Here is a 14,282-nt window from a genome sequence, read left to right as displayed (position 1 = left end):
ATCAATGGCCTAGTTACAGCTTTATAAATCCAAGCTGTCGGCCATTGTGGACCATTTGAATTCTTGTAGCATTTTATCTAAACGCGATTCTACTCGCCCCAAGTTTAAATAATGCCTAAACTTGGATTTAAACGATAAGCCTTGCTGCCTAGGCTGCCCGGGATCGATCTCCCAAGGATGCATATAAAAAATATAAGGCTGCGCATCTTTATCATGGAAACGCTTTATCGCCCAAGATGTTACTCGGTAAGGGTATAACCTAAAATAGCCACCACCAGAGATGGGTATGTTTTTATTATTCATAACCAAGGTGCTTAATGGCACTTCCCACAAACCTTGTTCGGTTTTATATTTAAACCGTGGCGCATCTGGCACACCATAGTGATCATGGCTAACCGGGTAAATACTAGAGCTATACTGATAGCCTTCTTCCAAAAGCACATCGTAAGCCCACTCATTAGTTCTATCAATGGAAAAGCTGGGTGCCCTGTAGCCGTGAACATCGCAACCGGTAAGATCCTGCAACAGTTTTCTAGCAGAGCCTACATCTTCTTTAAACTGGGCAGTGGTTTGCCCAGTAGCCCGCTGATGCCAATAACCGTGACTGGCAATTTCATGACCTTGCTGGGCCAAGTTTTTTATCAACTGAGGATAGCGTTCGGCCACCCACCCCAACGTAAAAAACGTTGCTTTAACATGGTGCTTATCCAATAAAGCCAGCAGCCTATTCATACTGGCTTCTACGCGCATCTCTTTTTTTTCCCAATCGCTTACAGCAACAGTGTCGGCAAAGGCGGAGACTTGAAAGTAGTCTTCCACATCGACGGTGAATGCGTTTTTAATGGTCATTTTTAAATCTACCTTTTTCATTATCAACTGATACTTCAAAAGGCAGTGCAGACCTTACATTAGAGAATTGTTCTGGTATGTATTGGCCCAATTCTGCCGCAACCCCATCTGGCTTACCGTTGAAAACTGATGAGTACGCTATAACTGCTCCGGCATCAGTAACTCCAACCATCCTATTTAACGCTTGATGCAATTTGACAAATAGTCGATGAGCAGATCGAGTATTCTCCAATTCATACCAATATAAAACGATTCGCTTTTCTCCCTCAGGATTTGTAATCAACACTTTGTTAACACTTGTAGCCTGATCATCGATAACTATACTCGAATATCCTTGACTGATAACACTCCACTTATCAAGATCAAAAATACGATGGGAGTTAGACACCAACTCAGCACCAGACTGATTATCCTTATACCAGGCGATAAACAACTCTACTGACCCACCCGCCAAAGGTCTGTCAATAAGCCTGATTAATTTAGAGTCCGATGACTTCGAAAAATATGGCCTCCAGCCTCCTTTATAATGGCTAGTGTCACTATGAGCTGGCAGTAGTTCCACATTAATTTTAGCAGGCAGCGGCTTATTACTCGCTTGTAGCTCCTTCAATCCTATATAGGCCACCATCAGGAGTAATATGACAACAAATGCCCCGCCCCATCGTCCTTGCTGCCACCATGACATAAGATCAGCGCGAGTCACTTTAGCTGGCTCTTGATTAGACTTAATATCGGCCAACTGCACACACTCACCACACAGTATTAACAACAGCAAGATAAAAGAAAAGAAGACCCAACCAAATACCAAATGATCAACACCGTCCGCATACTCCATGCCAAAATACTGACCCACAAGCACTGTCAAAAATACTCTCACCCCATTGGCTAGGATTGGCAGGACAATAGCTAACAACATAAAAAATACTTTAAGCCTAACTAAAGTGAAGCTAAAGTGGGCATAAATAGCGCTAAACGCTAGGCAGGCTATAAAGAATTGAACTCCCGAACACGCCTCCGCCACTACAAAACGCCCTGCCGGAATATTTATATACAAGCCCTCACGATAAACCGGAACATTAGTAAACCCCAAACACCATAAAGCAATATCTGCTGTCATTTCCTGAAACAAAGGCACTAACTCTGCTCCAACTGGCACAGCAAACAATATAAACACTAGAGGAAAGCGAATAACTGCAGATATACGCCAGCCTAAAAAAAGAATAAGCAGCAAAGAAAAGCTAGAAAATGCCGCGATATGTGAAAATAATTGAACTTCTCCGGCCTTACCTAGCAACCCCAGCATCAAAACGGGAGCCAACAAAAACAAAACATTATAAGCAGGGGTGACAGGCAATTTAACCCACTCAGATCTCTGCCGCCAAATCAGATACAAAGCACCTGGCAAAACAAAAAAACAATGGTTATACGTCTGATTTATTGACCATACGTTTATCGCAGAATATATATCTAGGTAAAACGCCGATAACCATAGGAAAATAACACCTACTAATAAACCAGCAGGCCCAATTTTAGTAATGATTTTGTTAGGCCCAACTAAGAAACGATCCATTTTTATCTCATTATTTAATCATTAAATATACAAATATTGTCACTCAGGCTATCGCCAACGATAATTCAGATATAGCGTTGAGCCAAAGGCATCATACTCGCGACTGCTAATATATTGATTATCCCTAGTCTCATAATTTATATCGAAGGATATTCGCAGTGCCTCCCCCACATCATAATGAAAGCCTAGTTTTGTTTGCTCGATCTCATCTTCACCTATACCCGGGGTATCAATAAAATCGGTGCGGCGGTATTCAAGATTTAAAAACCACCTCAAGTTTTCTGCCATGTCGTAGTGTAAGTTCATCACGCCACTTAGCGAGCGGGTGTCGGCTAATAACTGCTCATAATCGTTTTCATTTTGTAGCACCCTCAGCGACATGCCTACACGGCTATTGGGCACCTTGCGCGTATAGGAGGCTTGCATACGGGTTCTGTAAATAACATCTGAAATACGAAAATCGCCATCGCCTGCGCCGCCATCCAAATCTAAGTCGCCGTCTAAATCTTCCCCTGTAACACCTTGCGTGTTATTAAATGGATTAGCGTCACCTAAGGTGCTTAGGCTAAGCCCTATACTAGAGTCAGTAATTTCACGACTATAAGAAAGCAACCATTGACCGTTATCTTGATTAAGGCTGAGCAATGCGCGTAAATAGCCATCATCGGTTTCTAGACCATTGCGGCGCTCTAAACTAGAGTTACCCGCGCTCAATTGGTAAAAGCTGCTGCGGTATACCCCCGACAGTTCTATGCCAATGGTCTTGTTTCTATAATCATTTTGCGCCAACTCAAAATCCACATCACTATAACTGCCCACTAAGGCAATTTTATGCTGCGAATTAAGGCTGTGACTTAAACGTATAGAGCCAGTATTACGGTCGGAGTCATTATCCGTGGACTTATCAAAACGCGTACTAATGCTACGCGCCTGCAACGACAAGGTATCCACTGGGCTAATCTGCAAATTAACATCTGGGCCGGTGATAAAGGTGGAACGTTCATCTCTATTATCAGGGGTATCGGCTTGCAAAAAATTTACTTGCCTAGCTGATTGTTGATGCCGGGCAAACCAAGAATAACGCTCAGGCGTCGTTGAGATAATTAATTGCGACGCCCCTGACAGCCAGACCTCATCACTAAAGCTGCTGTCTCTATAGCCGGTATTTTTTAAGCGATAATTTGCCTTGGCGTTTACCGCACGGGTGTTTTTTAGGTAACTTAAATCTACCCCATAAGTTTGTATAAGGTCCGTCTGTTTATCCGTATCTTTTTTGGCAACGTTATCTGTGTAACGTGCATCGGCAAACAAACTGATCGAGCCGCCGTCTTTCGCCTCTTGCGACAACCCATCCAGCAACGAGGAAGTTTCCTGGCTCTGCGCGCACACCATCACTGAATTTACACCGATCAGCCATGCCGCCAAATATTTTTTATTGCACATGATGAGACACACTCTAGCCTTATTATTTTTTAATTATTAAAAACAATGCCCGCTAACTTAGATTTATCAACCACATCCACGCCCGCCTGCACTTGCTCCATAGTGGTTTTACCATAGGGCAGTACTAACACCGCCATGTCACACAAATCTGCCAGTATTCTGGTTTCCGCGCTATTAAGTATGGGAGGAGCGTCTATGACTATAAAGCGATCGGAATAACGAGCTTTCATTGCCGCAATAAACTCACTCATGCGCTCAGATGAAAAATGTTCGGCGCCACGCTCCCTATTACTGCCTATAGGCACCACACGCATGCGCGGCACCCCTGATGCGTAGATTATGTCTTGCACATCCAACTCATCGTCATCCAAGTAATCGGTAATACCGTGGCTGGCATCAATGTTGAGCATAGTGTCTATACTGGGGGCGTATAAATCACAGTCCACCAACACTGAGGTTTTGGTTTTATCTAGTGCAAACGCCGCAGCTAAATTAGTCGCCACATAAGAGCCCCCCCCACCACGTTCACACAGCGAACTCACCAAACAGATGAAGTTTTCACCTTTAGATTTTTGCAACAACTTAACTCGCAGCTCTCTAAAAGCATTAAGCACCTGCCGATTTTGCATGCCGGCATGCAATATTTTTAAGCTATCTAACTCGTCAGTTGACAGTTCATGCACCTCAGCCATAGCCTTAATTTGCACACGGCTAGATTTAGCGGCAGCAGTTTTTTTAGCCAAGGCCAGCTCGTGCAGGCGTTGTTTAATTTCTGCCTCATTGTTTAACTCATTTTTTACATCAGTCATTAAATCATCCCCGCCCTATGAGCAAAAGCTAAGCCCACATAAGCCGCCATAAACCCTGCAGCCATAAAACATAACAGCACCATATCCGCGCGGGCCAGGCGTTGGTATAAAGGGGTTTTGATATGCGGCACTACTGCCAACAAAGGTGCATTGACTGATGCCTCGACCAAACTGGCAAAACGTAAACGCTGATCCATCAACACATAAGCTATAGCAATAGCTACAGGAGCTAAGAAGCCGAGTATTGGCCCTAATAGCACAAAGTGTAAAAACCGTAAGCCGCTAGGCTTAAGTGGAAACTCTGCAGGCTCTTGTATTTTATAACTCACGCCCTGCCCCTCAACATTTAAAGTCATCGATAGGCGCGCTTTTTCTTTACGCTCTAACATATCGTCATAGATTTTTTTGGTGACATTATAATCTCGCGTTAGCTCAGCCAGCTCTGCCTGTCTGGACGCTATGCGCTTACGGCGCTCGTATTCTTGGGTCAAGAGTTTTTTGGTGGCCTCCAGCCGGCGAACCTTAGTATTTAAGCTCACCTTAGACTCAGCCAACTTACCGCGTAACTCCTCATACAGCGGGTTTACTGTTAAGTCGCCTTGACGCTGAGGTGCGGATGACGCGCTTTCACCCGAGACCTTTTCTTGCTCGGCGTCTCGTATATTTTTTCTTACTTCTTCCGCCTGCGCTCTTAGGCTCACCACATCGGGGTAGTTTTCTTTATAAGTTAACAACAGCACATTTATATGCTCCTGTATGGATTTGAGCCTCTCCCTGTATTCATCTACCTTATAACGCTTGGCATTATAGCGATTCTCTTCCTTAAGCTGCTGTTCCAGAGCCATGACCCTAGAGGCCTCCTCATCAATATTGATTTTCATTTCCTCTATGGATGAGCGCAAAGTGGATATACGCGAATCTACGTCGGAATCTCTACCATCAAAATTGTCGGAATTAAACTCTTTCAGGCGCTCCTCAGCAGCCAACAATTGCTCTTTATATTGCTTTACCTGCCTATCTATAAACACAAAAGCTTCCTTACTTTCTATGCGGCGATTATCGGAGCTATCTTTAATAAAGCGGTCAACTACCGCATTTAAAGTATTATAGGCAGCATCATCAGTATTATCGGAATAGCTGACCTTAATATAATTAGAACCCAAGCGAGTAATTTTTAGGCGGTTGCGCAATTCAACCACTGCTCGCTCCATATCTGCTGCCGACTCAAAAGAATCTATGTCATGTGTATTCTCAACTACATCGCGAAGAATACGCGGCGAGTGGATAACATCCTGTACCACCCGCGCCTGATCTTGCACTTTGGTAACCGCCGCCTGCTCGGCCAATAAAGGCTTGAGAATATTTTGATTATCCGCATAAATTGTAGTGGCCGTTTTATACGACACCGGCCAAAAAATACCGGCGGCCAACACAGTTATAGCGACGATGGCAAAACAAAAAAAGGCGGCAAATTTATGAGCCCAAAGCTCCCTAAATATGACCGGCGCATACATAAATACCAGTGAAAAGTTCATAATCCTTTAAAATACTCGCTCAGGCACAGTTAAAATATCAGACGGTGCTAATTCGTAGTTGGTTTCCAATTTACCCTCTTCAAGAATATCCTCTAAATAAACAGGGTAAACTTTTAAGCCGTGCTCAGTTTGCCTATATAGCAAAGCACCGTTAGCCACACCAAAGGGGGTAACACCACCAGCCTGCAAAACCACATCCATGACTGTCATGCCCTGCTGATAACCTAGTGATTGTGGTTGTTTTACCGAACCTGTCACTCGCACCCGCTGCAAGTAATTAGCGCTGCGTGGGTCGGTAACAATTACCGTAACTTCGGGGTTGCGCACAAAACTGCCGATACCTTTGGCTAACTCTTGGCTAAGCTCGGGAGAGGTTCTGCCTGCGGCAACCACATCCCCCACTAACGGCACGGATATTTTACCGTCCGGCCTTACCGGTACTGATATAGATAGATCGGGGTTGCGCCATACACTGACTTGCAATAAATCACCCACACCGATTTTATACTCTTTCATCAGCATACCGGCTGACAGCTCCGGCGCCTCTTTAGAAACCTCTACCGAAGAGCAGGCCACTAAAAAAAGCCCCAGCCACGATACCATTATTTTTTTAAACATCGTTCTACCCTCAACTCAAGCTAATACCTGCAACATGCAGGCAATAATCAATCACGCCAACCTACAGGTTAACGCACCCCTTTACCCAATAGGATCACCTCTACGGTTTGCACTAAGATCAATAAATCCAGCAGCAAACTATGATTCTTCACATAGTACAAATCGTATACTAACTTTCTTTCTGCATCGTCTATAGAGGCGCCATAGGGATAATTTAACTGCGCCCACCCCATCAAACCCGGTTTTACCCTGTGACGAAAATCATAATACGACAAGGTTTGGTTTAACTCAGCGACAAATTCAGGCCGCTCTGGCCTAGGCCCTATAAAGCTCATATCGCCGCGCAGTATGTTAAAAATTTGCGGCAACTCGTCTATACGCGTGTTACGCATAAAAGCACCCACACGAGTAACGCGGGCATCATTGGCCGCAGCCCACACGGCCTTGCCGCCCTTCTCTGCATCCTGTGTCATGCTACGAAATTTATAAATACTGAAAGGCTTACCATTTAAGCCCGTGCGCACTTGCTTGTAGAGTATGGGCCGGCCCGTTTCTAAAAAAGTCGCCACTACTGCAAACAGCATTAGCGGCCAGGCCAACAGCAGTAATAACAAGCTAATCCCAATATCAAACAGCCTTTTAGTAACATCACGCAGCTGGCTGTAATGGAAGCCATCGCCAAACACCATCCAACCTGGATGCAGCTCCGACAGCTCTATTTGACCCAACTCACGCTCATGAAACTGTACCGCCTCGGTAATACGCACCCCTTTGAGCTTGCATTCCAGCAATTCCTCCAAGGGAAAATAGCCACCATGGCTACGGCGACGCTCATCGACCGCAATGACGATTTCATCAACTTTATGCTTGTCGACTAAGCGCTGCAAACCACCAAAGGCATCCAGCAGCTTTTCCTGCGGCAGCACCGTTTGCTCTGGCGCTGCGGGTATAAAGCCCACTATATCAAAACCTATGGCCTGCTCATCCCTCACCTTATCTATAGCTGCTGCTTTGGCTCCCGCCCCCAACACCAATACATGACGGCGCAGCTGAGAGATATCCACCAGCAGATAAAACAATTTTCTGGCCAGCAAAATGATGACCAGCGATAAAATAACAGAGCCAAACAGCGCGCGCCGGCCTATATACAAATCCGGCACCAGATAAAACAAAATCACCATAGCCGCACTGCCTAACAAGCAGTAGCTCACCACGCAGCGCACCGCCATACCGGCAAAGCTTTCACGCACGCCGGCAGCATAAGAACCTAAGGCCAAAGTAGACAGCAACATTACCAAGGCATAAACCAGCGCATAACGCATGCCGGTCTCACCGTAACGCAAGGCCTCATCGCCCCAGCCCCACTGCGTTACCCCCAAATAGGCGCACACAGCCAATAGCGTAAATTCGGCGGCGGCCAGAAATATAAAAGGGGATTGTACGTAATGATTAAAAATTCGAATATGTGCCACTGATAACGACGTCCCAGTTTTACCCCAAGGCATTACCGCGAGTGTTTAGCGCTAAACACCCCTAATAGCAACCATGCCTAATGTGAATTATTCTAATTAAACTAATACAGCCAAGATATCTTGTATACGTTATGCTTGCATACGTTATGATAGCGTCTGTTTATAGCCTCGTTTATTATGCCCGCATAATATCAAACTATCAGCGTAAAGACCTTAACAATAAAATGATAATCAGCCTCTACTCCTATGCCTGCGTTAATTGACCCTATATCCCATATCAACCCTACTCATACAGCAGCTTGGAATAGGCTGATAGATCAAGCTGCTCGCGCACAACAGCTAAGCATAGCCGATTATTTCAGCCATGATGAGCAGCGCTACCAGAACTTTAATTTCAGCACTAGCCATGTGCAAGCCAACCTCTCCAGGCATTTTATCAACGAGAGCATACTGGCTGATTTACTGGCACTAGCCGAAGACTGCGAGCTAGCAGCCGCTATTAATAGTTTAGAGCAAGGCCTGCCGGTCAATTTTACCGAACACCGCCCAGCACTGCACTGCCAGCTACGCACAAGCAGCACTCAGACCAAGGAAGAGCAGCTAGCTGCAGACTGCCGCTCAAAAATGCAACGCATCTGCCAACAACTGCATTCACAACAGTGGACAGGCTTTAGCGGCCAGCCCATAACCGATATTGTCAGCATAGGCATAGGCGGCTCGGACCTGGGCCCACGCATGGCGGCCGAAGCCCTCACCCCCTACCACAACAGCAAGGTCAGAGTGCACTTTGTTACCAATATTGACCCCTGCGACCTAGAGCACACCCTAGCCCCATTAAAGCCCGACAACACGCTGTTTATAGTGATTTCTAAATCATGGGGCACACTGGAAACCTTAACCAATGCCAAGGCCGCCAAGCGCTGGCTAACCGACCGCTCTCAACAAAGCGATATCAGCAAACACTTCATTGCTATATCAGCCCGCACTGACTTATGCGAAGACTTTGGTATAGACGAGGATAATATCCTGCCCATGTGGGACTGGGTGGGCGGACGCTTCTCGCTATGGTCAGCCGCCGGTCTACCAATAGCCTTAGCCACTAGCTACGCTACCTTTGAAGCCCTGCTAGCAGGCGCTCACGATATGGACCAGCACTTTTTCAACACCCCGCACCGTCACAATCTACCAGTGATACTTGCGCTACTGGAAATCTGGTATGTCAATTTTTGGGGCTGCAGCAATGTTGCCGTACTACCCTACGACCACACTCTAAGACTGCTACCCAACCACCTGCAGCAGCTCACCATGGAAAGTAACGGTAAAAGCGTGGACCGCCAGGGCCGCCCCCTTAACTATGCCAGCGCACCGGTGCTCTGGGGCAGTGCTGGCACCATAGGCCAACACTCCTTTCACCAATTATTGCACCAAGGCACCCAGCTTATCCCAGTAGATTTTATAGTGCCGCTAAATAGCCACAGCAGTAATCAAGCCCAACACCAGCATATGGTAGCCAACTGCCTAGCTCAGGCCCAAACCTTAATGGACGGCCAAAGCAGTGAGCAAGTCAAAAAACAGCTCCTTGAGGCTGGCTATAGCGAGCACGACGCAGCCCTACTGGCTCAGCACAAAGCCATGCCAGCCAATCGCCCCTCCAGCATTATTAGCGTAGACAAGCTCACCCCCGAAACACTGGGTGCACTAGTTGCCCTATACGAGCACAAAACCTACGCCGCCAGCATTATTTGGAACATTAACGCCTTTGACCAATGGGGCGTAGAGCTAGGCAAAACCGCCTCAACTACTATATATACAGCCTTGCAAAACGCCTGCGCTGGGCTAGAAAACCCAGCCACTCAGGCCGCCTGCCAGGCGCTTACCCCCCCCAACATCAAGCCCCCCACGCCATGAGCCATATAGCACTGCCTACCTCACCCCATATCGCCATCATAGGATTAGGTTACGTAGGCCTGCCGTTAGCCATAGAGTTTGGCAAACAGCTGCCCTGTGTAGGCTTTAATATCAACCCTGAGCGTATTGCGGCACTGCAATCGGGGTTGGATGAGACCCTAGAGATAGACCCTGCTGAATTGGCGGCTAGCTCGCAACCACGACTAAGCCATCAACTCAAAGACCTAACAGCCTGCAATGTTTACATTGTTGCCGTACCCACCCCCATAGACAACAATAAACAGCCCAACCTCACCCCGCTGCTCGAAGCATCCAGGCTTATCGCCTCCGTGCTAAGTGCTGGGGATGTGGTGATTTATGAATCTACTGTTTACCCTGGCTGCACCGAAGAACAATGCGTGCCACTACTAGAACAGCTGAGCCAACTTAAACTCAACCGCGACTTCTCAGTAGGTTACAGCCCCGAGCGCATTAACCCCGGCGATCAAGAACACCGCATTACCAATACGATTAAAATCACCTCAGGCTCCAGCCCTGAGGCAGCCAGCTACATAGACGCACTCTACCGCCGTATCGTGCTGGCCGGCACCCACTTGGCCAGCAGCATCAAAGTTGCCGAGGCCGCGAAAGTAATTGAGAACACCCAGCGCGACGTCAATATAGGTTTAGTCAACGAACTCTCAATCATTTTCAAAGACATGAATATAGACACTGAAGAGGTACTCAAGGCCGCTGAAACCAAATGGAACTTTTTACCCTTTAGGCCCGGCCTAGTAGGCGGCCACTGCATAGGTGTAGACCCTTACTATTTAGTGCATAAGGCAGAACAAAACGGCTACCACCCTGAAATCATCTCTGCTACCCGCCGCCTCAATGACAGCATGGGCAAGCGCGTGGCCACGGATGTCATGCGACTAATGACTCAAAAACGCATACATATAGTCGACGCCAATATTCTTATTTTAGGGCTAGCCTTTAAAGAAAACTGCCCCGATTTGCGCAACACTGGCGTAGCGGATATTTATAATGAACTGCGTAGCTGTAATGCCCAAGTAGACGTACACGACCCCTGGGTTAACCCTGAGGAAGCACAGCAAGCACTCAATATCAGCGTGACCAGCAAACTCAAGCAACAATATTACGACACCGTTATTATTGCCGTTGCCCATGAACAATTTAAAAAGCTAGATGGCAATAAACTCAAACAACTGTGCAAAGATAAACACGTTATTTTTGATATAAAATATTTACTCAGCGCCAAACAAGTTGACGGACGCTTATAACGGATTAACTATGATTATTTTAGTCACCGGCAGCGCCGGTTTTATAGGCTGCGAAACGGCCTTACAATTACTCGCCAGAGGCGACACGGTAATAGGCGTGGATAATGTTAACGACTATTACAGCACTAGCTTAAAGCGTGATCGCTTACAACGACTTGCTGGCCATAGTAACTACCACCATTATGAATTTTGCATTTCAGATTACGACCAGCTTAACGCCGTTTTTAAACAGCACGCACCACAGCGCGTCATCCACTTGGCGGCTCAAGCCGGGGTACGCTATTCCATTAGCAACCCGCAAGCCTATGCAGTGTCAAACCTCAGTGGTTTTTTAAATATTTTAGAGTGCTGCCGCCAACACCAAACCGAACATTTGGTATATGCCTCCAGCAGTTCGGTTTACGGTGCCAATACCGCGCAACCTTTTTCCACCCATCACGGCGTTAACCACCCGGTAAGCCTGTATGCCGCCACTAAAAAATCCAATGAGTTAATGGCTCACAGTTACAGCCACTTATACAACATCCCCACCACTGGCTTGCGTTTTTTTACCGTTTACGGCCCCTGGGGCAGGCCTGATATGGCACCTATGATTTTTGCTAGAAAAATTTCTGCCGGCGAACCTATAGACGTATTTAACTACGGCAATCACCGCCGCGATTTTACCTACATAGATGATATTGTGGAGGGCGTAATACGCAGCTGTGACAAATTGGCTCAAGCCAATCCGCTATGGAATAGCGACAGCCCCGATCCTTCCAGCTCTACCGCCCCTTATCGCATCTACAATATAGGCTGCAACAAACCAGTAGAGCTTATGCGCTTTATAGAATTAATAGAACAGGAGCTGGGCATAGAAGCACAGAAAAACCTGCTCCCCATGCAACAAGGTGACGTGCCCGACACTTATGCTGACGTATCAGAATTAATTAATGAAGTAGGCTATCACCCCGACACCAGCATAGAAACTGGCATCAAGTCGTTTATAGCTTGGTATAAGGGATATTACAGCTAGAGGCTAGAGGCTAGAGGCTAGAGGCTAGAGGCTAGAGGCTAGAGGCTAGAAATTTTGAACTTGCTCATCACTAAATCAAGTCTTTTTCTTAGCTCTTAAAACTTATAGCTTGCCGCTTACTAAATCTAATAGCTACGCGATTAGATTTAGTAATTCCTCGGTTTTACGCTGCATCAACGCCACATCTCCACGCGACTCCACGTTTAAGCGTATCACCGGCTCGGTATTGGACATGCGTAAACTAAATCGCCAATCGGTAAAGCTAACGCTTAAGCCATCGGTGCGGTCTACATCTAAAGCATCGCCGCAATAGGTCTGTTCAACTTTTTGCAAAACGGCTGCGGCATCATCGACCTTGCGATTGATTTCACCGCTGCAGGGGTAAGCCGCTACGCGCTCGGCCACTAGCTGCGATAAGCTCAGACCTTTTTGCTGTATTAATTGTGCCACCAACAGCCAGGGAATCATGCCGCTATCGCAGTAGGCAAAATCGCGAAAATAATGGTGAGCGCTCATCTCGCCGCCATAGACGGCATTTTCTTTACGCATACGCTCTTTAATAAAAGCGTGGCCGGTTTTGCTTTGTACTGCGGTGCCGCCAGCGGCCTCGACTAGGGCAATGGTATTCCAGGTTAAGCGCGGGTCGTGGACTATGTTGGCCGCGCCTGACTTGGCCAAAAACGCCTCCGCCAATAACCCGACTACGTAGTAACCCTCCAAAAACTCACCGTTTTCGTCAAAGAAAAAACAGCGATCAAAGTCGCCATCCCAGGCTATCCCCATATCCGCCTTATGCGCCTGCACGGCATCTATAGTAGGCTGACGGTTTTCCACCAATAATGGGTTGGGCACACCATTGGGGAAGTTGCCATCAGCTTGATGATGGACTTTGATAAATTCAAAAGGCAGGTGGGACTCAATCCTATCGATCACATCTCCCGCGCCGCCGTTGCCAGCGTTCACCACTATTTTCATGGGCTTTAATTGCGCCACGTCTACATAGCTGAGCAAATGCGCTATATAGGCATCTGCCGTATCCAAGCTATGCAACTGACCTTTTTGCGTTGCGTCGCTAAAGCTACCCTGCTCAGCTAAGCGCTGTATATCGAACAATCCCGTGTCACCACTAATAGGCTTAGCGCCCTCACGCACAAACTTCATGCCGTTATAGTCTTTGGGGTTGTGACTGGCGGTAACCACTATGCCGCCATCCATCTTGTGGCCATCGACCTCGCCCGCAAACGCAGCAAAATAAATTTCCTCGGTGCCGCACTGGCCTATGTCATAAACATCCACCCCCGAGTCTAGCAAGCCCTGCGCTAAAGCGGCTTTTAATTCTTGACTGGTTAAGCGTATGTCATAGCCCACCGCCACACGCTGAGGCTTAATCACCTCGGCATAGGCACGACCTATACGGTAAGCAATTTCGGGATTGAGCTGGTCGGGGATACGACCGCGCACATCGTAGGCTTTAAAACAACTAAGAGACTGAGACATTGGAAAACCTTTGCCCTGCGGGCAGCTTTAAGAGGTAAGCAGCAAGCTTTAAGAAAAAGATTGACTTCGAAAAACCTGCTCTAATAATTTTTAAGCTTGTAGCTTGTAGCTTGTAGCTTGTAGCTTGTAGCTTGTAGCTTGTAGCTTGTAGCTTGTTGATGTGACCCACATAAAACGGACACTTAGATTGCAGCTTTATAGCAGAGCATTGGCACCTGATTCAAGGTGCCATGTACTCGCCACGTGTTATAAAAGTCATTAATGTAGGACTGCACCAAGCGTT

At 46.9% G+C, this 14,282-nt stretch carries 11 protein-coding genes; 3 read left to right on the top strand and 8 right to left on the bottom strand.

The annotated features are described in order from the left end of the window. Nucleotides 1-21: 21 nt before the first annotated feature. The 7 genes from NO559_RS15080 to NO559_RS15050 form a co-directional block, all read right to left on the bottom strand. Nucleotides 22-849 (bottom strand): XrtA system polysaccharide deacetylase, encoded by an 828-nt coding sequence (locus NO559_RS15080; protein ID WP_258332708.1) that lies wholly within the window; start codon nucleotides 847-849, stop codon nucleotides 22-24. After that, entirely contained in the window at nucleotides 839-2,419 is a 1,581-nt protein-coding gene (gene xrtA / locus NO559_RS15075) for an exosortase A (protein ID WP_258332707.1), read from the bottom strand. The genes NO559_RS15080 and xrtA overlap by 11 nt, the downstream gene beginning before the upstream one ends. Before the next feature lie 48 nt (nucleotides 2,420-2,467). Next, nucleotides 2,468-3,862, bottom strand: a complete 1,395-nt coding sequence (locus NO559_RS15070) for a hypothetical protein (RefSeq protein ID WP_258332706.1) — start codon at nucleotides 3,860-3,862, stop codon at nucleotides 2,468-2,470. Between the two features lie 29 nt (nucleotides 3,863-3,891). Further along, nucleotides 3,892-4,671 (bottom strand): CpsD/CapB family tyrosine-protein kinase, encoded by a 780-nt coding sequence (locus NO559_RS15065; protein ID WP_258332705.1) that lies wholly within the window; start codon nucleotides 4,669-4,671, stop codon nucleotides 3,892-3,894. Further along, nucleotides 4,671-6,206 (bottom strand): XrtA system polysaccharide chain length determinant, encoded by a 1,536-nt coding sequence (locus NO559_RS15060; protein ID WP_258332704.1) that lies wholly within the window; start codon nucleotides 6,204-6,206, stop codon nucleotides 4,671-4,673. Before NO559_RS15060 ends, NO559_RS15065 begins: the two co-directional genes overlap by 1 nt. 6 nt (nucleotides 6,207-6,212) lie before the next feature. Beyond that, a complete protein-coding gene (locus NO559_RS15055) occupies nucleotides 6,213-6,824 on the bottom strand; it encodes an XrtA/PEP-CTERM system exopolysaccharide export protein (RefSeq protein WP_258332703.1) in 612 nt (203 codons plus the stop codon). Nucleotides 6,825-6,892: 68 nt separating this feature from the next. Next, entirely contained in the window at nucleotides 6,893-8,296 is a 1,404-nt protein-coding gene (locus tag NO559_RS15050) for a TIGR03013 family XrtA/PEP-CTERM system glycosyltransferase (RefSeq protein WP_258332702.1), read from the bottom strand. 246 nt (nucleotides 8,297-8,542) lie between these two features. Here NO559_RS15050 and pgi point away from each other — a divergent pair, with 246 nt between their 5' ends. Genes pgi through NO559_RS15035 form a run of 3 tightly spaced genes read left to right on the top strand, consistent with a single transcriptional unit; the run spans nucleotide 8,543 to nucleotide 12,502 of the window. Further along, entirely contained in the window at nucleotides 8,543-10,204 is a 1,662-nt protein-coding gene (pgi, locus tag NO559_RS15045) for a glucose-6-phosphate isomerase (protein WP_258332701.1), read from the top strand. Beyond that, nucleotides 10,201-11,487: a nucleotide sugar dehydrogenase gene (locus tag NO559_RS15040; protein ID WP_258332700.1), complete on the top strand. Its 1,287-nt coding sequence runs from the start codon at nucleotides 10,201-10,203 to the stop codon at nucleotides 11,485-11,487. Before pgi ends, NO559_RS15040 begins: the two co-directional genes overlap by 4 nt. A gap of 10 nt (nucleotides 11,488-11,497) precedes the next feature. Beyond that, the gene (locus NO559_RS15035) at nucleotides 11,498-12,502 is read left to right on the top strand and encodes an NAD-dependent epimerase (RefSeq protein ID WP_258332699.1); all 1,005 of its coding nucleotides are present in this window, start codon (nucleotides 11,498-11,500) and stop codon (nucleotides 12,500-12,502) included. A gap of 132 nt (nucleotides 12,503-12,634) precedes the next feature. Here the strand turns inward: NO559_RS15035 and NO559_RS15030 are convergent, their stop codons facing one another. Continuing rightward, on the bottom strand, nucleotides 12,635-13,999 hold the full coding sequence (locus NO559_RS15030) for a phosphomannomutase (RefSeq protein WP_258332698.1): 1,365 nt from the start codon (nucleotides 13,997-13,999) through the stop codon (nucleotides 12,635-12,637). Nucleotides 14,000-14,282: the final 283 nt, after the last annotated feature.

Origin of the sequence: Dasania sp. GY-MA-18 (assembly GCF_024734385.1) — a bacterium.
GTDB classification, from domain to species: Bacteria; Pseudomonadota; Gammaproteobacteria; order Pseudomonadales; family Dasaniaceae; genus Dasania; species Dasania phycosphaerae.
This window is presented reverse-complemented; position numbering and strand designations above follow the sequence as displayed.

What these genes read in the sequence shown, in the direction of transcription:
- NO559_RS15080 (WP_258332708.1), bottom strand. Translation starts at nt 849, where the DNA reads ATGACCATTAAAAACGCATTCACCGTCGATGTGGAAGACTACTTTCAA.
- NO559_RS15040 (WP_258332700.1), top strand. Translation starts at nt 10,201, where the DNA reads ATGAGCCATATAGCACTGCCTACCTCACCCCATATCGCCATCATAGGA.
- NO559_RS15030 (WP_258332698.1), bottom strand. Translation starts at nt 13,999, where the DNA reads ATGTCTCAGTCTCTTAGTTGTTTTAAAGCCTACGATGTGCGCGGTCGT.
- NO559_RS15065 (WP_258332705.1), bottom strand. Translation starts at nt 4,671, where the DNA reads ATGACTGATGTAAAAAATGAGTTAAACAATGAGGCAGAAATTAAACAA.
- pgi (WP_258332701.1), top strand. Translation starts at nt 8,543, where the DNA reads ATGCCTGCGTTAATTGACCCTATATCCCATATCAACCCTACTCATACA.
- xrtA (WP_258332707.1), bottom strand. Translation starts at nt 2,419, where the DNA reads ATGGATCGTTTCTTAGTTGGGCCTAACAAAATCATTACTAAAATTGGG.
- NO559_RS15060 (WP_258332704.1), bottom strand. Translation starts at nt 6,206, where the DNA reads ATGAACTTTTCACTGGTATTTATGTATGCGCCGGTCATATTTAGGGAG.
- NO559_RS15055 (WP_258332703.1), bottom strand. Translation starts at nt 6,824, where the DNA reads ATGTTTAAAAAAATAATGGTATCGTGGCTGGGGCTTTTTTTAGTGGCC.
- NO559_RS15035 (WP_258332699.1), top strand. Translation starts at nt 11,498, where the DNA reads ATGATTATTTTAGTCACCGGCAGCGCCGGTTTTATAGGCTGCGAAACG.
- NO559_RS15070 (WP_258332706.1), bottom strand. Translation starts at nt 3,862, where the DNA reads ATGTGCAATAAAAAATATTTGGCGGCATGGCTGATCGGTGTAAATTCA.